General features: G+C 47.1%; 21 protein-coding genes. 11 read left to right on the forward strand and 10 right to left on the reverse strand.

Annotated elements, in window-relative coordinates; translation table 11 throughout:
* The first annotated feature begins 674 nt into the window (after positions 1–674).
* Positions 675–1325, forward strand: coding sequence for a methane monooxygenase/ammonia monooxygenase subunit C (locus tag NVIE_RS09265; RefSeq protein ID WP_075055000.1), 651 nt, complete (start codon positions 675–677; stop codon positions 1323–1325).
* 142 nt (positions 1326–1467) lie between these two features.
* On the opposite strand, the gene NVIE_RS09270 is transcribed toward NVIE_RS09265, so the two are convergent.
* Both NVIE_RS09270 and NVIE_RS09275 read right to left on the reverse strand, forming a co-directional pair.
* Entirely contained in the window at positions 1468–2025 is a 558-nt protein-coding gene (locus NVIE_RS09270) for a hypothetical protein (protein WP_075055001.1), read from the reverse strand.
* A 480-nt stretch (positions 2026–2505) separates the two neighbouring features.
* Positions 2506–3036, reverse strand: a complete 531-nt coding sequence (locus tag NVIE_RS09275) for an ArsR/SmtB family transcription factor (RefSeq protein WP_158435171.1) — start codon at positions 3034–3036, stop codon at positions 2506–2508.
* Positions 3037–3202: 166 nt separating this feature from the next.
* On the opposite strand from NVIE_RS09275, the gene NVIE_RS09280 reads away from it, so the two are divergent.
* The 3 genes from NVIE_RS09280 to NVIE_RS09285 are packed head-to-tail and all read left to right on the forward strand — an operon-like array spanning position 3203 to position 4690.
* Positions 3203–3988, forward strand: coding sequence for a hypothetical protein (locus NVIE_RS09280; protein WP_144239616.1), 786 nt, complete (start codon positions 3203–3205; stop codon positions 3986–3988).
* Positions 3981–4127 carry a hypothetical protein gene (locus tag NVIE_RS15455; protein WP_158435172.1) on the forward strand — a complete coding sequence of 49 codons (147 nt, stop codon included), beginning with the start codon at positions 3981–3983 and terminating at the stop codon, positions 4125–4127. Before NVIE_RS09280 ends, NVIE_RS15455 begins: the two co-directional genes overlap by 8 nt.
* A gap of 23 nt (positions 4128–4150) precedes the next feature.
* Entirely contained in the window at positions 4151–4690 is a 540-nt protein-coding gene (locus NVIE_RS09285; protein WP_075055004.1) for a hypothetical protein, read from the forward strand.
* A gap of 268 nt (positions 4691–4958) precedes the next feature.
* Here NVIE_RS09285 and NVIE_RS09290 read toward each other — a convergent pair whose 3' ends face one another.
* A complete protein-coding gene (locus NVIE_RS09290) occupies positions 4959–5870 on the reverse strand; it encodes a zinc ribbon domain-containing protein (RefSeq protein ID WP_144239617.1) in 912 nt (303 codons plus the stop codon).
* Positions 5871–6573: 703 nt separating this feature from the next.
* Between NVIE_RS09290 and NVIE_RS09295 the strand changes: the two genes are divergently transcribed.
* The 4 genes from NVIE_RS09295 to NVIE_RS09310 all read left to right on the forward strand — a co-directional run bounded on the left by NVIE_RS09295 (position 6574) and on the right by NVIE_RS09310 (position 10580).
* Entirely contained in the window at positions 6574–7158 is a 585-nt protein-coding gene (locus NVIE_RS09295; RefSeq protein WP_075055006.1) for a V4R domain-containing protein, read from the forward strand.
* 503 nt (positions 7159–7661) lie between these two features.
* Positions 7662–8186: a hypothetical protein gene (locus NVIE_RS09300; RefSeq protein ID WP_144239618.1), complete on the forward strand. Its 525-nt coding sequence runs from the start codon at positions 7662–7664 to the stop codon at positions 8184–8186.
* A gap of 870 nt (positions 8187–9056) precedes the next feature.
* A complete protein-coding gene (locus NVIE_RS09305; protein WP_144239619.1) occupies positions 9057–9578 on the forward strand; it encodes a hypothetical protein in 522 nt (173 codons plus the stop codon).
* A gap of 720 nt (positions 9579–10298) precedes the next feature.
* A complete protein-coding gene (locus NVIE_RS09310; RefSeq protein ID WP_144239620.1) occupies positions 10299–10580 on the forward strand; it encodes a hypothetical protein in 282 nt (93 codons plus the stop codon).
* Positions 10581–11144: 564 nt separating this feature from the next.
* Here NVIE_RS09310 and NVIE_RS09315 read toward each other — a convergent pair.
* The 3 genes from NVIE_RS09315 to NVIE_RS09330 all read right to left on the reverse strand — a co-directional run bounded on the left by NVIE_RS09315 (position 11145) and on the right by NVIE_RS09330 (position 14415).
* Positions 11145–11351 (reverse strand): LIM domain-containing protein, encoded by a 207-nt coding sequence (locus NVIE_RS09315; protein ID WP_075055010.1) that lies wholly within the window; start codon positions 11349–11351, stop codon positions 11145–11147.
* Between the two features lie 691 nt (positions 11352–12042).
* Positions 12043–12771 carry a hypothetical protein gene (locus tag NVIE_RS09325; RefSeq protein ID WP_144239621.1) on the reverse strand — a complete coding sequence of 243 codons (729 nt, stop codon included), beginning with the start codon at positions 12769–12771 and terminating at the stop codon, positions 12043–12045.
* 237 nt (positions 12772–13008) lie between these two features.
* Positions 13009–14415 carry a multicopper oxidase domain-containing protein gene (locus tag NVIE_RS09330; protein WP_227717318.1) on the reverse strand — a complete coding sequence of 469 codons (1407 nt, stop codon included), beginning with the start codon at positions 14413–14415 and terminating at the stop codon, positions 13009–13011.
* An 864-nt stretch (positions 14416–15279) separates the two neighbouring features.
* On the opposite strand from NVIE_RS09330, the gene NVIE_RS09335 reads away from it, so the two are divergent.
* A complete protein-coding gene (locus tag NVIE_RS09335) occupies positions 15280–15687 on the forward strand; it encodes a hypothetical protein (RefSeq protein WP_144239622.1) in 408 nt (135 codons plus the stop codon).
* A gap of 154 nt (positions 15688–15841) precedes the next feature.
* On the opposite strand, the gene NVIE_RS09340 is transcribed toward NVIE_RS09335, so the two are convergent.
* Positions 15842–16186: a hypothetical protein gene (locus tag NVIE_RS09340; RefSeq protein WP_144239623.1), complete on the reverse strand. Its 345-nt coding sequence runs from the start codon at positions 16184–16186 to the stop codon at positions 15842–15844.
* Positions 16187–16555: 369 nt separating this feature from the next.
* On the opposite strand from NVIE_RS09340, the gene NVIE_RS09345 reads away from it, so the two are divergent.
* A complete protein-coding gene (locus NVIE_RS09345; protein WP_227717319.1) occupies positions 16556–17749 on the forward strand; it encodes a cytochrome P450 in 1194 nt (397 codons plus the stop codon).
* A gap of 36 nt (positions 17750–17785) precedes the next feature.
* On the opposite strand, the gene NVIE_RS09350 is transcribed toward NVIE_RS09345, so the two are convergent.
* Both NVIE_RS09350 and NVIE_RS09355 read right to left on the reverse strand, forming a co-directional pair.
* Complete coding sequence (locus NVIE_RS09350) at positions 17786–18115, reverse strand: hypothetical protein (protein ID WP_158435173.1); 330 nt, start codon at positions 18113–18115, stop codon at positions 17786–17788.
* Positions 18116–18436: 321 nt separating this feature from the next.
* Positions 18437–18976 (reverse strand): 4Fe-4S dicluster domain-containing protein, encoded by a 540-nt coding sequence (locus NVIE_RS09355; RefSeq protein WP_075055017.1) that lies wholly within the window; start codon positions 18974–18976, stop codon positions 18437–18439.
* A 600-nt stretch (positions 18977–19576) separates the two neighbouring features.
* On the opposite strand from NVIE_RS09355, the gene NVIE_RS09360 reads away from it, so the two are divergent.
* Positions 19577–19810 carry an Lrp/AsnC ligand binding domain-containing protein gene (locus tag NVIE_RS09360; RefSeq protein WP_075055018.1) on the forward strand — a complete coding sequence of 78 codons (234 nt, stop codon included), beginning with the start codon at positions 19577–19579 and terminating at the stop codon, positions 19808–19810.
* Between the two features lie 450 nt (positions 19811–20260).
* Here the strand turns inward: NVIE_RS09360 and NVIE_RS09365 are convergent, their stop codons facing one another.
* On the reverse strand, positions 20261–20476 hold the full coding sequence (locus NVIE_RS09365) for a hypothetical protein (RefSeq protein WP_227717320.1): 216 nt from the start codon (positions 20474–20476) through the stop codon (positions 20261–20263).
* Positions 20477–20560 lie beyond the last annotated feature (84 nt).

The raw sequence follows: 20560 nt of genomic DNA on the forward strand, positions 1-20560 counted from the left end.
TACTACTGCTGCTTCCGGGAAGTATCTTGGTGGAATCTCTTGAGGTGGTACTTCAGTTGCCCCTCACTTCCGCCCACGTCCTTGTTGCAGTAAACACATCTCCAAACTTCTTTGATTATTCCCACTTCGTCATTTCAAGAAGACATAATTTTAAAAAATTTACAATCCTGCAAAAATTGCCTATGTCGGCTTTTGCCAAGCCGCTTCATAACTCTTTAAGCATACTCCTTATCTTGTTTCTTCCCTCTTGCGGACGACGACGTAACTTGGAAAAATAAAAAGATATTTTGCAGAGTTTCTTTTCGCTCTTATTGCTCCTCTCAAGCGCATCAACTTGCTCGCCTGTGAGAAAAGGAGCTTATACTGATGGCCGCGGCAGCATCTGAAATAGACAAGTCTGCAGTGCAGACATCATGACTCCAATATCGCGACCAAGAAATAGAATTAGAAAAGTCGCAGTCTCTGCAAACACCGAGAAACGAGCATTATCTTGAAATGCAGTAAAGCAGAGTCTGCACATGCATGCACTTTATTGCAGGGATTTGCATGGAAATGCATGTTTTTGCAAAGAATGCCTATCGATATTATAAATCATTATTGCTCATCCTGAACAACATATAATTTCTATAATAACTAGCTCTTGTCAGTGTGACTAATAGCACAGTATCCAATGCATGTCTGTAAAATGTATATCATTACTTGTAGATTTTGCAACACAAGTAATTAGAATTACGATTTTCTATAAATGGCGAGGAACTAAAATGGCACAAATGCCTGCACTGATACCAAAAGAAGTCGAAATACAGAGGCTGAAAAAGATCTACATCTTTGTCATATGCCTTGGTTCTATCGCAGCCTCCGTCGAAGTCGACAACTTCGTCGATGGCTCGCTGCACCAGACTGCAATCAGAGACTCGGCCTTCACGCCGGCCCACTGGTGGCTGTACAGCCACTTCGTGGCCCTTCCAATCGGCTGGGGCATGGTGGCCATGTACGATAGAAGGGTCCCGGTACTCAGAGGTCCAGGCAACTCGATGAACACGGGCTTGAAGATAACCATCATTGGCTATCTGGCAACCATGTTCACCATAGGTGTGAATGAACTCTGGCACTTCTGGTTCGTGGAAGAAATCTTCTCCGTTCCGAACCACTGGATGTTCAACATGGGTGTCGTAGTGGCATTCATGGGCGCTCTGGCCTATGTCGTCAGAGTGTACGCCAGACTGGTGGAACTGGGTGCAGAAACACCAGCAAAGAACCCGTATGTAGCAGAGTTGTACAAGCTAGCGCTGGAAGGCAAGCTGTACAGCAGGTCGATACCGTAGGAAAGAACAAACGAACAAAAAAGAGACATACATACACACACCGAGATAGAGGGAGAGAATATACGCATCTGTGCTGAGGACAGGGAGGGACTGTGCTGGTTTCCCTGTCCTCATTTTCTTTTCTTAAAACAAATAGAGAAGGTCAGTTTTTGTATTCGAGCGATACAAGCGAGTCGCTTATGAAAAAAACTGGCGCTTTTCCAAACGCCTCCAGCGTAGACTCGAGCATTATCTTCAGGTAGAGGGACCAGTTCTTTCCCAGATCGTGTTTTATGATTATGTTATGGCCGCCGTCTTCTCGCGTGCGGTGCGCGACTTCGCAGCCCGAATTCTTCATCCTCATCTCGATCCATGAAATGAATGCATCAGAATTGAATCTGCCCTGTACAAAGATTGACATATCGATGGCGGTACTCTTTCCAATTCCATTTGCAAGCTTTTCGACCTCGTCCTGGTTCATACTTGCAAATATGCTTGCCAGCACCGGTTTTGGAAACGGCATCATTCCAATCTTGGATTCAAACAGGTCCCATTCAACATGCTGGCGCAATACCTGGTTAATGTATGCGTTAAGGCTTGTCTGCCTTTTTTCTGATTCTGCGCGCAGTTTCTTCATTACGGCCGAACTGACACGAAAAGTTGCATTGACAGAGTCTTCATGAAACGTGCTACTATCTTCTTTGAAATCAGCTTCATGCATATGTGTATGTGCATATGTACAATCTATGGTCTGTAATTATAGTCTAGGTTAACCATGTTAACTGTCTGAAGCAGCGCCGCGCGATGCAGGCCCGGCAAAAACATGATCAAAAAGTAACTCCCGGAAACTCTTCTCTTCCTCCTGCTCAGGCAGGGTCCTACTCGCCCATCTCGGGCTTTCGGACCTTGTGTCTGAACTTGGCGTGAACTATCGTTCCGTGGTTGGATGTCCGTCCCGCGGATTATAGCAATTCATTATCGTATAACCTTCTATTAAGCGAGTTCGAATGACATTCTGTAGTTTTGTAATATAGGCTTGAATTGGATAAAATATCTGTTGAAAATAAAGATGGCAAGAATTGGATTCACATGGGGCCGGTCTGAGCCGGATGTAGTTTACTCTAGTGTGAGTGTGCGACTGTCATGACGCTACTGGAAGCATCAAAGGCTTCCTGAGAAACAAAGAAGGTTAGAAAAGAAGTCAGGTCAATGCCTTCTTTATTGCGTCAGCGTATATCTTGTATACTCTCTCTTCAAGTCCAGAATCAATATCTTGATTTGAGTGTTCCTTTGCAGCATGAACCAAGGCACGGGATATCTTTTCTGAAAGCACATTCATTGCTTCTTGCGTTGGAGGAATCGGAAAACGTGAGTCCTTGAGAAGGATGGTGGAAACGATTCCCCTGGTCCGTTCCAAGCTGACGGGATAAAAATAACGCGCAATGTTCTTGGGGAGAGCATCCAGATCATAGACGAAAAGATAAGCTGCTGGCGCAAAGAACTTTTGTATAACTCTGTGTCTTTCCGTCTCCCTCTTTACCATGACAACCAATTTCTTTGATCTGAGGACTTTCATGTGGTGGTTAAGTGAAGGGGTGGCCAAGCCAAGCTCGCTTGCCAGCTTTGCTTGAGTCATTGGTCTAGTTCTCAGCAATTCAAGTATCGCCCTTCTCATGGGGTCTATCAGTATTTTGGCGATGACGGGATTGTCCACCACATATACAACTCTCATATACGCAGATTCGTTCATAAGGGCCGGTTAAAAGGGATTTTGGAAGACTTGCTGGAGGCGTTATAATATAAGATACATCGAACCGTTAGATTTATCTAATGTTAATTTCAAGAGGTAGTATGAGGTAAGGGGTTTGAGATTCTACTTTCCACAGCGGAGGATAAAGATGAGACAAAGTAATCACTTTGGAATTGACAAGAACATCAACATAAAGAAGACATTCTTAATTATTGCAACCCTCCTTGTCGCTGGCACCCTTGCACAGATATCTGCTTCTCCAAAAGCCTTTGCAGACGGCCTCACGCAGGAAAATCTTCCTCCTGCAACATTTGGCAACCGGGAGGCAGCGCTTTTTGTCAAGATTAATCCGCCGATTCTGACGACAGAATCGCAGCAGGATGCGTACCTGCAGTTCAGGCTGTTTGACGTCAAGACCAACGAGACGATAAAGTTCCCGACGCTCAACATCGCCGTGTACAAGGGCACGGACCCGAAAGCCAAGCCCCTCATGCAGGATTTCTTCCAGAGTGAAAACGGCCTCTTGACGCTAAAGATAAAGCCGCAGGAAGGCCCTGTCCAGATCCAGGGCAGCCGGGAGCCGTTCCTTAGCGCATTGCAGGCAGACCCTGGCGGAACGGTGAACGTCAGCGGGCCGGTATTGCTGGACGGCGGGCTGTACCGCATCGATGTAGAGGTATTTGGCATCGATTTTCCTACTAACATCTTCAAGGACGAGGACGTCAAGACGTTCGAGACCGCCCTCTCTGTGGGCGATGTCTATAGCCAGAACGTCCAGTCTGCAGACGGCAAGACCTACCCGATGTCTATAATCTCGTACTACGACAAGGTTGAGGACTTTAACTTTAACGCAGAATCCAAGACCTATTCCTGGGCCATGCCCTTTGACTGGAATGTAGAGAGGATACAGAACGCACAAATGTTTCGTGCATGAAGAGGTGAAGGTGCCCAAGTCGTTGCAGGCGTGGGGCGACGCGTCTGCCTTGAGCAAGGTCAACGGCAAGCCCAATGCGGGCCGCATGCTGGCAGTCGACCCGTTCGCAGACGAGAACAACCTCATACTGCACTTCTGATAAACAAGAACGACATACTGGACATGGCCAGGAACGATCCTCCGGCTGATGGAAAGATGTCGTTCTCCTTCTCTCCAGCCGGCGCCGCAGGGGAGCAGACATCAGGCGAGATATCCACAGACACGGGCGGCATCCATGTCCTCATGAACTGGACTCCAAGCCAGCTCAAGGCAGGCACCGATACGAAACTCAACATGCGGTTTGTCGACGCGTTTGCCGGCGCCAGCATCACCGACGACGTCAAGTACGACATCAAGATATTTGACAAGGCCGGCAAGGAGGTATTTGCAAAGGCGGACCAGATTGCCAAGGGCGGCGCAGGCGAGCAGACGGGATTGAACTTCCCTGCCGACGAGAACTACCGCGTCGAGGTGACGGTCAAGGGGCTAGTCAAGGAAGGGCAGGCGCCTGACCTCACGAGAAACGGGATTGCAAGAGGAACGGTGGTTGTGCCGGAATTTCCTGCGTCTGCCAGCATGCTCGTGGCCGTAAGCGCCATTGTTGGACTTGTAATATTGATCCAAAGGACCCGGAAATTCACCGGAGGGAGAGGTTATCCATAGAGAAAGTGATCTGCAAATTGGAAGCGGATGCCAGTGACAATGGTGGCGGTAGTGATGGGAAGACAGCCAGTGAGATCTAAGAGACGGCGGCGACCAAGACACAAGTCTTCTACAAGAAGCAACATAAGGAAGTATGCTTGCGGATGTATTATTCAATCAAGCAACCGCTGCAACGCATTCTTTGTATCTTTGTGCGATTACCATAGAGGGGAAACAAATACCACTTCTGCCACGTTAGAACAGCTGGAAGACAAGATGCAGGGTTCTGTCAAGTCTTAGGTTGGTGAACAACCCTGTCAACTTTCGGTTGTTGACAGTGACTCAACTTCGCAGCATCGACTCTGAGGATTACCGGCATCGCTTCTCCCGGGTTCCCCTTCATTGCTTCACATGCTGCGCCTTTTGAACTGGCGAACCTTGCCAGCCCTTTGAATGAAAGGTTCATGGCCGCTACCACGTCCCTGTCCATCCATCTCTTGCATTCTGCACACCACAACTGCCTTGCCTTCCTGTCCTTTTGGGTCATCTTCTTCCCGCATCTAGGACAGAGCTGCGATGTGCCTCTCGTTTCCTTGACGGACAACTGAATTACGCGTACTCCTTCCCAAGCTGCTTTGTACGTGATAAGCCGCTTTATTTCTGCAAAAGACCAGCCGTTCAATGTTGAGCGATAGTTCCTGCCCTGTCCATTACCTCGTTGATATAGCCGGCGTATGTAGGTAATGTCCTCAAATGCTATCGCTGCTTTGTCATTCTTGGCCTTGTTTGCAACTGCTTTTGATACGTGGTGTAGGAGCTGGTTTACTCTATTCCTGCGGCGCTTGCCGTACTTGTTAGCTATCTTCTTTCTTACCCTCACATCGTTGCGCTTGAACGACCGGATAATTGACCACGTGTTCTCTGTAATATCAACTGCTTTTGATAGGTCGTATTGCATCACGTTCTCGTAATTTCCGACAGTAAGATTGCGGAGGTTCCTGTCTACGCCTTCTATGCTGGTGCATTCAACTTCTTCTGTGACCTCTTTTGAGATGCAGATGCTGACCGTGTTGCTAGCAGTCAACGTGATAGAACGCACTTTCACCGAAGGGTCTGATAGGATTCCACTTACGTGGTTATTCAGGGGAATGTCGAAGTACTGTCTGTCGCCAAGGGGCACTTTCAAAAATACTACCATCATCCACAATCTTGAACCCCGTGTATGTTGCCAGCAATGGTCTTTTGGCGTATGGTTGCCTTGGCTCAAACCCTCTCCTTATCGACGTTTTCCTGTTGGCAAGTATGCCTGCGGCGTGCGAGATTGCACAGATTTTGTAAATGCTATAAACATCGTACCTACTAAGCTCGTGATAGCATAACTTGGTTAACTTGATTCTAGTTGATACGTTGTTTTCAAGACCGATCCTAATGCAGTCATTAACCATCTGCCTGAACGTTTCCATGAGAGGCAGCAGAGGTTCAGTTGAGCATGACTGTACAGTACTCTTGACTGCTAGCAACAGAACTAGAATTATAGTCACCTATTTAAGATTTGATCAACCGATTTTTGACAGGCATTTCCATCAACCTAAGACTTGACAGAACCAGATGCAAAAAGACAGAATAAATGCCACCCACAATTTCAACGCCCCGGTCGTTTAAAATTCTCCCCAGCTTGTCTCTCTCTAGCCACATCCCCCAAGTACTGCTAAGCATTTTAGAAAGAAAATCATCATCACCTACGCCAGTTATAACTCTGCGTCTGGTGATACTTTCCTATCTTGTGTTGCGGCTCAACAAGCAAGATCTCCTCCCAAGTGCATAAACCATGTGCCCCGGTAGCGTTCTCCTGCCCGCAAGTCGTTTATAGTAGCCCGCCGAATGCTGTGGTGGAGTTGTAACCTTTGGCAAGAACGCCGGCAATAGCAGGAAAGACGTCTGATCCGCTTCATCATAACCCAAACCTGAATCCCTACTTTCGTTTTGACAACGAGTCCAAGCACATAAAAGATTCTGTTTTCAGCTGCAGAGGGATAATAATCAACGAGAGGTTCTGGAACCGGATCCACAAGGAACTGATGGATCTGTCAAAAGACTCTGGTCCTGTCATACTATACCAGCTTGGGCTGAACTATGGATGGGAAGTAGGCGGTCAAGGCAAAGATCTCATAAAGGACCCTCTTGCCGCTGTTAATTTCCTAGAGTATTACGGCTTGCTGGCCGGCTGGGGGCGTTTTGAGGCATCGGAACTGCAACTGACACAGGGACGCTTGGCAAAGCCCATCGTCGTGAAGGTATTCGATAATTTCTTTGCGCGCGCTGCTGGAAGAAGTGAGACGGGCAACCCTGGCTGCTTTTTCCTTTCGGGACTCATCGCAGGTGTGGTGGATGCATTGTTTGGTGCCCATCATAACTGCCTTGAGGACAAGTGCATTTCTGCAGGCTCGGAATGCTGCGAGTTTGTCGTTGCAAGGATGACTATGGACTAACTAGAGATGAAAAGAATACACGCACACATACGCGCATATACTGTACGAGTATGTGCATGCCTAACGGGTCCGTTAACTATTCGTAGGCCACGAGTTTCCCTCAATGAACTTCGACCGATGACAAGTTAACAGTACTTAATGGCAGCAGTATATGGCAAGCGAGATTTAGTGTATTGCACTGCAAGTAAACATCCGGAGCAGTCTCGGATAATATGTGGGGACCGTACGCCAAGGCAGCAATCAGCTCGAAGGTCATTTGAGATAGGGCTCTGCTCAGGGCAGTAATGCTAAAGCCATTTCGAACAAGAATATAGCATCAAGAGAAAGAACCGAGGCTCCCTATGTTCTGCGCAAAGAGACAATCATTGAAAAACATTTGTAAACATCTTCCAAAATCCTATTAGTGAGGCACACTTTCTTATTATTATGGGGCACACGAAGGAATGACAACCACCAGCATTACATTTCGCATTGATGATAACCAGATAGAACGTTTAAGAAAATTGGCAGACGAACAGAGGATATCTCTCAATACTCTAATAACTCATATTCTCGACTCATATCTAGAATTTGAATTCATTGCTCCAAAAGTAGGATTTGCTCCAATGCAGAAATCTGTTCTGAAAGACTTGTTTGAAGCAGTACCTGATGAAGAAAAGATAAAGCAAATAGCAATCAAGGCTGCAGACGATCTCATAGATTCAATTCTTATTATATACGGTAAGGTTGACTTGGACTCGGTTCTTTCTTTAATATCGAGCAGGGTCAGGAGGTCAGGCTTTACATTAAGAGAGTTTGAAAATGGCAAAAGTCAGGAGATGACCCGTGTGACAAGAAAATTGGTTATGCAACATGACGTAGGCTATCACTGGTCGCTTTTCTCCAAGACACATATCGAAAGACTAATCAACAATGCAGGTTATGCTGCAAAGATAGAGATGACTGAGAACTCTTTGATAATCGAGATCCTGGAACGAGGAGAAGAGACAGGGGCTGACAGTAGGGGCCAACTTCGTACGCAATTCTGACCGTAGTTGTTCTCATGCCGGAAACTGGTCTCATTCTGCTGTCAGTCCTTTTCCTCCATAATCTGGTGTAGGATGAAAAGGTTCTCTACTTGCTTGCTAAACCCCAAGCTTTCAGGCCATATGCCAAAACAATCTCTAGAGGTCAAAGAGATCTATATCCTCAGCCCGAAAGACCTGACAAAAGAAAAAGTAGTGGGCGAACAGGGCTTTTTTGATAACCTGAAAAAATCCTGGATGTTGGGGGATTTGCATGCATGTATGTGTGTATGTGTGTGCGCGTGCTTTTGGTCCACTGTTGATCTTACGAAGGGATCTCGTACCCCGCGTTTGGCAAGCACTTGTCGCAATACTTTTGGATTAGCAGGCAATCTTCCAGCTGGAAGAATACATCTGTTGTCGCTTTTTCGTTGCAGAATGAGCATTGTGTTGAAATCTTGTGTTTGTCAGGCTGGGTGGGTCTTGTTTCAAATGGTCTAATCATAGTTTCACATTGGAGTTCTAAAGATAAAAGGGACGTGAGTACAATGCATCTTTCCTGTCGCGACTGCCAAAGAATAATTGCGGAGTACACCGGACTCTTTTATTGGATTAATCCAAAATAATGTTAAAGGCGTGATTCACCTTTGCCCCTCAATGAATCAAGCCGGGGTCAGAAATAGGCTGAGTGGCCTTGAAAAGCACCAGCACTCTCTGACCTTCGGTTCTACCATGCTGGCGTTACTAGCAGCAGTTAGCTGTAGTAAATATGACCGGCCTGTAGAAGACAATTAATGAATCATATATTCATTAAAGTGTAACAAACGCGAATATCCTGTCAGAAATCTAGAAGACATCATGTGTCTTTTATATGATGATTACTTAGTATACATATTGACTACTACAAAAGCCGCAGCCAATTCGCCTGAGGAATTTAACCCTGAGAAAGCCGCTGAAGCCGTAAAGGAAGTTGCAAAGAAAATCAAAGATACTTCCAAAGCTGTCCGTGATACGGTGAGCACATTTACTGCAAGTGGCGCAATCACTGAAATGGCAGAAGCTTCGAGAGATGCTGCAGTAGCAGCCAGAGATACGACGCGCAATATTACAGATACAACGAGAGAGATGCAGAAAAGCGGCGTCATTGCAGAAACTGCAAAGGCCATGGATGAAACTATAGGTGAAGCGTCCAAGGCAGCTGATGAAGCGATAAAGATGCCGAAGCAGGTTGAAAAATCTGCGCCGGAAACAACGAAAGCAGCAAAGAAAGGTGCAAAGGCGATAGCAAAGACAAGTAAGAAAGTTCAGAATCAAGCAAGAAAAGCAGTAAAGAAAGAGAGCACAAAAGCGAAGAAATATGCCCACAGAAAAATGAAACAGGCAAAGTCCGCCTCAAAAAGGTGGGGCTCAAGATAAATCGCGCTACGACGGCCGCGAGGAAAAACAAGAAAACCAAGTGAAACCTACAGAGTCTTGATGATTGTTTACCAAGAAAAGGGTAAAATTCCAAGTCAACATGGGAGGATGGGCAAGAGCTGACTGTCTCTTGTGCTCTACGCCCATCCGCCGCGATTCTTTATAACTTGAACCGCATCTCCGATCGTGACAGGACTTTGCCGCAGTTGTATTAATAAGATATGTAAAGCAATGAAATGAAGGTGCAATCTGGTTATCCGGGTGACGAAGAGGCTGTCAAACGTCGGGTTATGGTGAGAAAAACAATACTTGTGGCATTGGACATTTCTGCTCATATCCCTTATCTATTCGAGCGCATCTAGCCCAGCGCGAAGGATGGTATACGCTCTGGAAACTGATTTTTCTTGTCGAACGCCTTTTTCTTTGGTGCAATTTCGATAAGCAGAGCCTGTTAATGCCGCGGGGTGATTCCTTGGCACCTAGTCTGTGGCTTGACCCGTCATCTTGATAATAGGATTGCACTTGTCGGATACGTACCGCTCGGTTAATCGCAGGTGGCTGGCCATCCTATTTTCTACGTCTATGGACATGGAGCTTGGAGCTCCGGGAAGCCATTGATAATCTAGCTGGCACCTTTGGGAGAGGAAGAGTTGACGCCCATGGCAAACCCACAAGTCACAAACTCGTTAATATTTCTCGGTCGTAGAATTCTACTGTAAGATGCAAGGCAAAATGCAAGTAATTTCCCTACAAGAACTCGAAAGAATGGAGAAGCTAATCCGCCTTCTCGAAATTATCTTCACCATTTTCAAGTACTTGCCTCTCATAATCGGGGTCCTTGCGGGCATATCTCTGATACTTGCCACTCTCAACTTCATTGAGAAGAGCTATGGGTGGGCCATTGTCAATCTTATACTTGGCTTAGCAGGGGTGCTTTTCGTGATGAGGGCGAACAGGCGTCATCCGGAGCATTTCAATGGACCATCCGATTTGACGCACTAGATGGTTTTGATATGCCTTGCAGCCATCTTGTCGTACCTAAACCACGGCGAAAGAAAGATGATCATAAAAAAACAAAATTGACTTCGATAATGTGAGTTACTTTACTTCTTCTTGCTTTAGAGAAAGATACCCTTTGACTCCGCATGTTGGACATTCTCTCTCGAGTGCCTCTTCACGCAGCTTCCCCTTATCAACTTGGACGGGGCCGCTCGATTTACACTGGGCGCATTCTACCATTACCAGATAGTAATCATTATCCATAGAATGGATCGTGAAAAATCATATTAATGAGTTTACGAATTTGGCATTTTCACAATCCGTACATGAAGGGATACTTGACTGTCTGCATAAAGGAATTGAACCCTGACCCGATACTTGACAGCCTCTTCGTGACCCGGATAACCAGACAATACCGAAATGAAGGCCTAGTATGAAAGGCAATTGATCATAACATAGTAAAGGTAGACTTGGCTGCAGAGAAGATGCGTGCGTGCCAGAAAGTGATGGGGGACATGCTAGAGCAAGCATGTCCGCTCCTTCTCTCTCTATATACAGCAGTCTATGTTAGAATTTCTTGCTGCATGCCATGCAGTATGTCTTTAGAAACCTGCCTTCCAGCCTGCCGTTTGTCAGGTATCCTATGAGGGCGCCACAATTTTCGCACTTTAATGCTGTCACGCAACTTGTGTGGTACCACTTGTCGTCCACTGTTATCCCTGTGCTTGACTCTGCAATCTTGAGCCCGCACACCGAACAGTTGTTGGTGGGCATCAAAGAAATTGACGTATCCTAATCTATAAAGAATTTTGCAAACGTTGTGTGATGTATAGTGAGAAGAGGCGCCCGCTTCTTTTTTCCGCGTCCTACAAAAGACCTCCGTACACCTGCATTCTGTGCGCGCGCAGCCCATCCTTCAACATTGCAGTATCCGCAATGGCACAATCCTCTCCAAACAATTCACACTTGCTTTCCTCAATTGCGGTGTAGAACTTGTCTTCTTGTTCCATAAGCGTAGTTCTACTGATAACACCGGCAGCTTCTATAGCAGTAGAGACTGCTGGGATGAGAGCAAGGTCAAGGAACGGCAGGAGGTGCAGCATAGCCGTTTAGACCACAGCTGGAAAAAGCGAAAAGTAGAGATTTCTGCGCATGACAGCAAGCAAGCGTGCAAGACAATCATCAGATTGCGCTTGCAATTTTCTGTACACGCGACACTTAAAGGGTTCAACAATGCAACTTGCTGTTAGGTAAATATTGGGTTTACCGGCCCTGTCCCGGTATGAGAGCAAGACCTAGGGGCGGGGCCTTGCATACACCCAACGTCAATTCTATCCTTCTCTATTCGGTTGGTGGACTGGTTGAGCGATTAGGAGATAGAAAATTTAACAACGGAGCAGAACGAGATGATGATGTTACGCCACTACTACTGCTACCAATAAAATAATCAGCAGTAGAGCAACTACTATCCATCTATACTAACTCCCGCAAGATGCATACTAAATGAGGCTTTGTTCGTGTTGAAAATTATCTCATCATAGCTTCCATCTGGCAATAATTCCTGCAAAACAGCAGAAAACATTCCCTTGTAATAGAGCGACCAGTTCTGGCCCATGTCGTGGTGAATCATGACAAAGATAGAGTTCGGATTGGCCTCTTGCTTGAGCAGCAACTCAAAGCCTAAAACTCTGCATCTCAACTCAATCCACTGGATAAAACTCTCTATATTGTAGCCTGACTTGAACAGCAAGAAATCCCTTATGGTTTGATCCTTCTGCATCTGTCCTATTTCCTCAATCTCTTCTGGAGTCATTTTGCTGAGCATGATCCTGATCATGCTTTTGTGCATGGGCATGAATCCCAGTCTTTCCTGGAAGCGCCCCCAAGAAATGTACTTTTTCAAGACCGTGATTATGAATGAGTTGACACTTGCGTCATCCTTGGCGGCTTCGTCTCTCAAGGATTCCAAAAGGTTGCTAGGAATGCGCAGCATCAGAGGCCTGCTTTTTCTGGCTGCTTTTTCTTTCTTGGTGGCAGTTACTGCTGCAATTCGTTGTTGTTGTTGCCGCTGCTCCTGATGGTGTCTGGTGGAATTCTTGCTGTTGCCGCCGCTACTTCTGCTATTGTTTTTGTCGTCGTCGCCATCATCTCTCCATCGAGGAGAGATGGCTCCTGCCCCTTCCCTTGTCGTCACAACTCTTGGAGGGCTTTATGCGGTGTGATAACGCTTGTGAGTACAGAGCAAGCGTGCGCAATTGAACTGCACCATGCAAAGGCACGACAAGGTTTTCTGTTGTTTTCCATCTCAATAAATGAAGGGAAGGGCGTCAAGGGAGTAAGTAAAAAACAAAACCATTCATTCTATTGAAAGTGATAAAAGAAAAGAGGAGGAGATAGAAGAAGGATAGAAGGGAGTAAAATCGCCTTCTCTCTACTTTACCATCACCGTCCCTGTCATCCACGGATGCAGCGAACAATAGTAATCGTACGATCCTGGTTCCGCGAACGTGTGTTCGAACGTCTTTTTCTGGGAGATGAGATCTGAAGCAAAGATCCCTTCTGTTTTACTGGCGACTAGGTGGAACGAACTGTCGTCGTTCTTCCAAGTCACGGTGGTTCCTGCATTTACGGTTATGCTGGCCGGCTCGAAAGTTTTGTTCTGATCTACCGCCACATTCTTGGGCATGACAACCACGTTGGTTTGTACTGGTGCACCGTCATCAACTTTGATCGTGCTGTCATTAGCATCGCTCGTCTGGTGCGCGGTATCGTGTGACTTCGAAGGTGATGATATTGTTGGTGCTTGTACGCTTGTCGCTCCGGAAGGATCTTGCTTTTGTAGCTCTTTGGCAAGTTTCTCCTGCCATCCGATCATGCTAATCGATTTTGTCCTGGCAATGTCTACGCCGTCTACTGCGCCAGCAGGAGCGTCTGTCACGTTAAAGTATGCCATTGTGCCTTTTTCCTCCGGCAACCCGTGGAGATGGAACAGGTACCTTCCCTCCCAGGGCCATCTGGCCTCAAATATCGCGCCATTGCCTGCCGCTACCTCCCATGTCTGCACTTTCATCGGGTCGTTATCCCAGATTCCTGACAGATATGCGTCAAAGATGGTGCCGTGGATGTGAAAGCCATAGGCCGGCGATCCGCCCATGTTGACATAGTATACTCGTACGGTCTCGTTTGTCCTTACTTCTAGGGGGTGATCCCAGTACTGGTCGACATAGCCGTTAAAGAAGACGTATTCTGGGTTGTTTGTCATCTGGTCTTTGGTGTCGTATTCGCCTGCCACCAGCACGTATTCTCTTGCCGGCGAGAGGCCTTCCTTGGGATCAACTATCAAGGCGCCGTACAGCCCCATCCTTACGTGCTGCGTCACAGGCATCACATGACAATGGTACATCAACGCGCCAGGCGGTCCTGCAATAAAGTCATACGTGTATGTTTCGCCGGGCTTGACTACCTGAAAGACTCCGTCGTCTTTTTCATCGTGGTCGCCATGAAGATGTACTGTATGAGGCATCGGGGTTCTGTTTATGAAGTGAAGGACGACCCTGTCTCCCTCGGTAGCTCTGAGAATGGGTCCCGGTATGGTTCCGTTGTAGGTCCAGGCCTCGACCCTGATTCCTGATGCTATTTCAAGCGTCGTATTCTCTCCAATTAGCGTATATTCGACAGTGCGCTGCGCCCCTCCCTGCAAGGCGCCTGCTCCCTCTTGTACAGAATTCTGCTGGATTTCTGAACTGCTTGGCTGCAGCACGAAATACCCGCCGATACCGGTTAGTGCGACGGATGCCGATATTGCAACGGCAAGAATCGCCATAGATATGCCTACCATCAAGAAGGAAAGTGCCGGCCATTGCCATTTAGCGAGGACGTTTACTCTGCAAGTAGAACCGATGCACTGATTTCATCTGATATCAGGCTGGACAAATGCGTTTCAAATGTATACGTCAATATGAGCATCGGTAGCTGCAAGCATATATACTTCTCACATATTTGCGTCATTTCCTAGAGGCGTGGCAAAGCCGTAATTGTTGTCATTTTGCAAGTTGGCAAACCTTTTTGCATGTGAGCACAGTCGCCGTTAGGTAACCCATTATTATTTTGCTGTGGAAGATATAGTGATCGACCATGGACACCTATATTAATTAGGCAAGTGGCATGGCCGGTCCGTCTAATCCTCTGCCTGCGTCAGCCGAAGGATTGGCGCGGGCAGAGTTTTCTACATTCTATGTGTTGGTTGCCCCGGTATATTTGTGATTTTAGAATGTGTTACATAACGACCGCTACAGTACAATGCACCGTACTCTGACTCTGGAACCAGCGACTTTTCCACGACGTGTTTTTGTTTGCCATTCCTGTTGCTGTTACTGTTTTTTTTGTCGCCGTTGCGTCTGCAAATAAAAGCCTTATTCCTGATCCCTTGTGATTATCGCAATGAGCAATCCCGGGGCTTTGCCGGATACAAACGCAGTTGTAATTCAATGATACATCTCACCGATTACTGCAGCTAGCTCCAACTAGAATATCATTCTAGCGTATCATGTTCGATAATCGCTTCGTACTGGAAAAGATTCTTTTTTTGCATAACGCCATTTTTCTCATGCGAGAATCAAATTGCAATTTATATTGTTTTCAGACAAACTTTGTTTTCATGAATAATAAAAGAAAAAATAGTAGTAGCATTGGCAGGCTCGCCTTGAGTCTGGCATTCGCCGCGGTCCTGGTATTTTCCGCAGCGTCCATGGGCAAGTCGGTATCTGCGCAAGGCAATGCGACTGGCACCGAAGGAGCAACGACGACGACAACTCCGCTCCAGTACATAGCCAATATCAAGCAACTCTTGGGCGAGCTCCAGAATGAGTACAACACTGGAAATTATACGCAGGCCGAGAAACTTGCAGAACAGGCCTATCTGGACAACTTTGAGCATGTAGAAGATCCGCTTGCTAACGCAGGCCAGAAAGAGCTGATGGAACAGACAGAACATATGCTGAGAGAAGAATTGAGGCAAAAGATCCGTGACAAGATCCCAGCTGACGAATTGGCGGCGTTCATCTCAACCATAAACGCCAAGCTTGCAGAAGCGGAAAAAGTGTTTAGCTGAGATACAGCAATAATTGACGCTGCTACAGCCGGGCGGGAGAAGATTCCGCCAGCTGTCTTTTTTCTTCAGCAGATATCTCTCGCAATTTTTAGAGATGTGCAAACAGACAATGCGTTTTGTGCTAGCCGTTTGTTTTTTCTTGACAACAAATCCACTACGCTATGGCAGTAGTGGTATACAAGCCTGCGGGGATGAAGGCAAGGCTATTTCCTGCAACTGCTCCTGTTCCTTCCTTCTTCTTCTTTTTCTCCCTCTCCCACATCGCCATGATTGCCGCCTTGTATTCGGGGTCTCTGTACAGCTTTCTCAGGGCCTTGTTCTTTATGCAGGAGGGGCATATCAGCCTGTGCATCTTGGCACTAGTGGGGTGGGCAAGGCTACGGCGGTTTCCAAACCTGTGCCGGCACACAAGGCATACGATCGCAAAATCCTGTACTGGCCTTGCAGAGTGGTAGCTGTGCATGGCAGCAGCATCTCCTTTCTCCTCCACCCTCATCATATTGTGGGCCTCTTTCTGCATAACTAGTGCCGGCCTGACTAATTAGCACCCTGTCCATTTGTCAAGCGCAAAATGCCCTGTTCGTGGCGCACAAGCAGCTTTTTCGCAGTACGCTGGCGGGCTGGCGTAACTGTTATGGTCATTTTCTTGGCGCCGGCCCTCGCGCGGCAGCAGCTCCACCGCGAACTGACAACACTGACCCTTTTTGTTGGCCAAAAAACAAATGAAATTACCTTACTTGTGCATCTAAGGTCGTTGCAGGTTGGGCATAACCCGTAAATGTTTTTTGTGCGAATCTTGGTCTAGATGCAAAAAAGTGCGAGCTCGCCGTTCAACGGAAAATTAAATCCATTTCCTTTCTATTCAAACATGAGAAAGAGCAATCCAGTTGAATACAATGACAAAGCTGACCTGTGGAATGCCTACAGGTATGATGACGTAAAGAAAATTCTTACCAACCATGTGGACTTTTCCTCCGACTTTACAAAAGCATCGCCGCCACTACCGCCCTCGTCATCATCATCGTCGTCATCGGCGCCGCGGCCAACGCAATCCCAAGAAGGGCCCTTCAGGCGCACTCTGATATCGACCGATCCCCCGTTGCACAGGTATCTGCGCGGTACGATTTCATCGGCATTTAGCGCCACCACCATTGAAAGGCTGGAGCCCCGAATCAGAGACATTGCAAACGACATGATAGACAAGGTGATTGAGAAGGGCTCGATGGACCTTGTACGGGACTTTTCGTACCCCTTGCCCGTGACTGTGATAGCAGAGCTGCTGGGCATACCCTCCAAAGACAGGGACCTTTTCAAGAGATGGGCTGACGAACTGCTAAAATCCATAGACGAAGCGGTCGAAACAGGCGGCCGCAGAAATAATGACAAGATGCAGCAGCTGCAGAAGGAAATGGACGATTATTTTCTAAATGTTATTGCTGAAAAGAGGAAAAAACCGGGGCAGGACCTCGTAACGCAACTGATCAATGCAGAAACCGACAAGATAAAACTCTCCCAAGACGATATTCTGAGCTTCTGCGCCTTGCTCCTGCAGGCAGGGCACCTGACGACCGTGAACCTCATAAACAATTGCATGTGGTCGCTGCTGGAACATCCCCAGCAACTGGTCAAGTTAAAAAACAACCTTTCGTCTTTGTTAACGTCTGCAATTGAGGAGACCTTGCGCTACCGCTCTCCAGTTCAAGCCCTGGTCCGGTTTGCCACAAAAGACGTACAGGTTGGAGGCAGGACCATAAAATCCGGTCAGAGAATTATCCCGTGGATAGGCTCGGCAAACCGTGACGAGGCTGTCTTTGGAAATCCGGAGGAATTTGACATCACGCGCGGCCCAAATCCGCACATCGCATTTGGAGCCGGCATTCATCTGTGCCTGGGCGCCCCACTGGCGCGGTTGGAGTCGCACGTAGCCATGGAAATACTGCTGAGCCGCCTGCAGGACCTTGAGTTTGGCGACGATCCAAGAAATTTTGAACCCATTGACGGCAGCCTGTTCTTGTACGGCGTAAAGAGCCTGCCGTTACTGTTCAAAGCTCGACAGCACTAGGAAATTGTTGTTATTATTAGTATAGATGCTCTTCTGCTACTTCCATTCCCACGCCTTCTCGGTAGAGTTGCCCTCTGCATCCACATCGTATTCAAAGACCAGTACCGCGTTGTTGAGTGGGGCAAGCTTGCCTTGCGATGTGGTCTGGTAAAAAACTGCACCGCGCCAAGACATCCTGCCTCCCTGCCCGCTTTTACCAATCCCGCTGCCGGCCCACGAAGCCACTTCTCCGTCCCTTGACATTATCACTCCGTTTCCTTTTCCGATCATTGCGCCGCCAGGCTTGGGGACTGCCGTAAAGGTTCCTACCTCATCGACTGCAATATCCTTGTACTTCCCTTGGGACTCGAACGATATTTCCATCATTGGACCTTCTGCAGACAGCACTCTCTTTCCCGTGGTCTTTCCCTTTTGTTCAAACAATAGATCTCCTAGCATCTTGTGCTCAACAAATGATACTCCTGCCTATTGTTAAACAAGTATTATGACTTTTTCCAGCGGTATATTTCGGTACAATATTCTGTTTAAAGTTCTATTGCTAACTGAATCAGGTTATTCACTACAGTATATGACACTGTCAACAATTCGTCGTCGAAAGAATAAACACACATACATACACATGTCCAGCCGGTTTCAAAAAAAGCGGGGTGGTGGCGTGGGAGGGACAAAAAGATTGTTTTGTTGCTGTTAGTGTGCATGTGGCGGAGGTGCGCTACCTTTTGCCAGCTCCTCATTGAAGGTGCCCGCCGCCTTTTCATGGTACTCTAGGTTCGCCTGGTCGACCTTTACCGCCTGAGGAGGACATACCGAGACGCAGGCCATGCACCAGATGCAGTCGTGTTCCCTTATCGGATCCGACTTGTCGGTGTAATCCATGCGCCCGTCTCTTGAATGATCTTCGCCTTTGCCAGAGGTGGTTGCGTTCTGCATCTCTGTCGCAGGCACGTCTTGCTCTGTTCTGTACCACTGGTAAACCTGTACGGGACACGCCTCTATGCAGGCGCCGTCGGCTATGCAAGAATCCCAGTCGATAGCGACCATGGTGCCGTGAACGCCTAGCGGGGCAATCTGCTCGCCTCTTGCCTCGTACGCTTTCTTGACCTCTTCGTTTTCCGCCGCTTCGGCTGCCCTTCCCGGCCCCCACACAAAATGAAAGTGCTCTCCGTCTGCATGCTTGTGCTTTCCTATCACCTGATGGTTTTTAGGAAACTCTGGGTCTATTGGCATCTTGTACTCTAGGCCGCCAATTCTTTTAACTCTTTAGGAATCGTCTGCAATTTATCCTAATATTATCTATAATTACATGATAGTTTTCATCAAGATAAAATAAACGTACAAAATAAATATAATAAAAGTGCGCCGTGAGCTCTCGCAAGCCAAGGACTCGCAAAATTTTTCCACATGGTTATGTGGCGGCAGCAATGGCATATGCAGGCACGCAAATTCCTTATTTGAGGAACAAAGTTACTCAGCGGTTATATCATTGACAGCCTGCTATTGACATTAAATGCAAAAGCCCTTCGAGACAAGACCCTTGCTGCCGATAAAGTACAAACCGCCCCAGTATTGCGGAACCTGCTCAAAAGAAGCGACAACTGAAGCGTTATTCAAGTTGGAAAATTGCATAGTGATTCGGAGATATTGCGACAGCTGCGTGTCCACGGCTGAATACGAAATCACTCCCTGCTAGAGAATGAAATAGAGCCGTCCGCGTGGCAGCAGGATGTACGGCGCTAGCCGCCGTTCTGATTCGCCAATCAAAATACATTATCATGTGCCTCTGCAGCCGGAAGCACTTTAATTTGATCAAATTTCTACGAGATCGAATTGATTCCAATCGGCTTCATGTTTATCGAGTGTGTTGAAGGTAGCCAGGATGAGCTATTGCAGAGGATAAAGGAGATTCCGGGAGTAGCATATGCTTACAAACTTGACAAGACGTACAATCTAGTCGTCAAGATAGAGTCGGATTCGGTCGAAAAATTCACGTTGGCGATAGCACAGATCAGGAAATCGGGAAATCTCTTGAACACTGATACAATGGTAGGTTTCAAGAGCTAGTGATAGTAGTAGTAAAATATGATCTCTTTCCGCAGGCCTGCGCAAGATCTTTTCATTCGTGTGCCTGCCAAGTCAAGACAGGATCAAGTTGCCATCACGTGTATCAACATAAAAAATATGGGACACTCTTAAGTCTCATCAATGCGCAATATCTAGCTGCATCTTGCAGGTTGACAGAATTTTATGGAAGAAGAAAAATTTCCTCCATGCGACAATTGCGGCAACAATTCCGCAGAGATATTCCAGGCAGAGGGAAATTTCTGTCTTTTCTGCTGGCAGAAACTGACTGAAAGCAGGATATAGTTTTTTCTGCTGTTGTGCCTAGTACATGCGGCTCTTTTGCCGCAAAGGACGGGATTTGCTTTGCGACATCGTGTACCTGCTGCATACGTACATGCATCCCGCCTTCTCCAAATACGATATAGCTGTGTATGTGGTCTCTTGGTGGCGCTACTGCTGCTTCTTTTGAAAGCCGAAATAGCAGGAATAGCAATATTGCTTTCCATATATTACGCCCTGCGCGCCGCAGCCTGCACACTGCTTCTCGTGCTCTATGGTCGAATTGAGCGACTTTGCCTTTTGCAAGCACTTGCCACAGATGGGCGCTTCCAGGTGGTAGCTGGACAGAAAGCCTTCTCCACACTGACCGCATCTCAAACTATACATCTTGCCCTTTGGTTTCCAGCCAAATAGTCTCATGTCTAAAAGATGTCGGTACTGTATTGACGCTTCCTACTTAAAAATAAATGG

It is taken from the genome of Nitrososphaera viennensis EN76, from assembly GCF_000698785.1.
In the GTDB taxonomy this organism is placed as follows: domain Archaea; phylum Thermoproteota; class Nitrososphaeria; order Nitrososphaerales; family Nitrososphaeraceae; genus Nitrososphaera; species Nitrososphaera viennensis.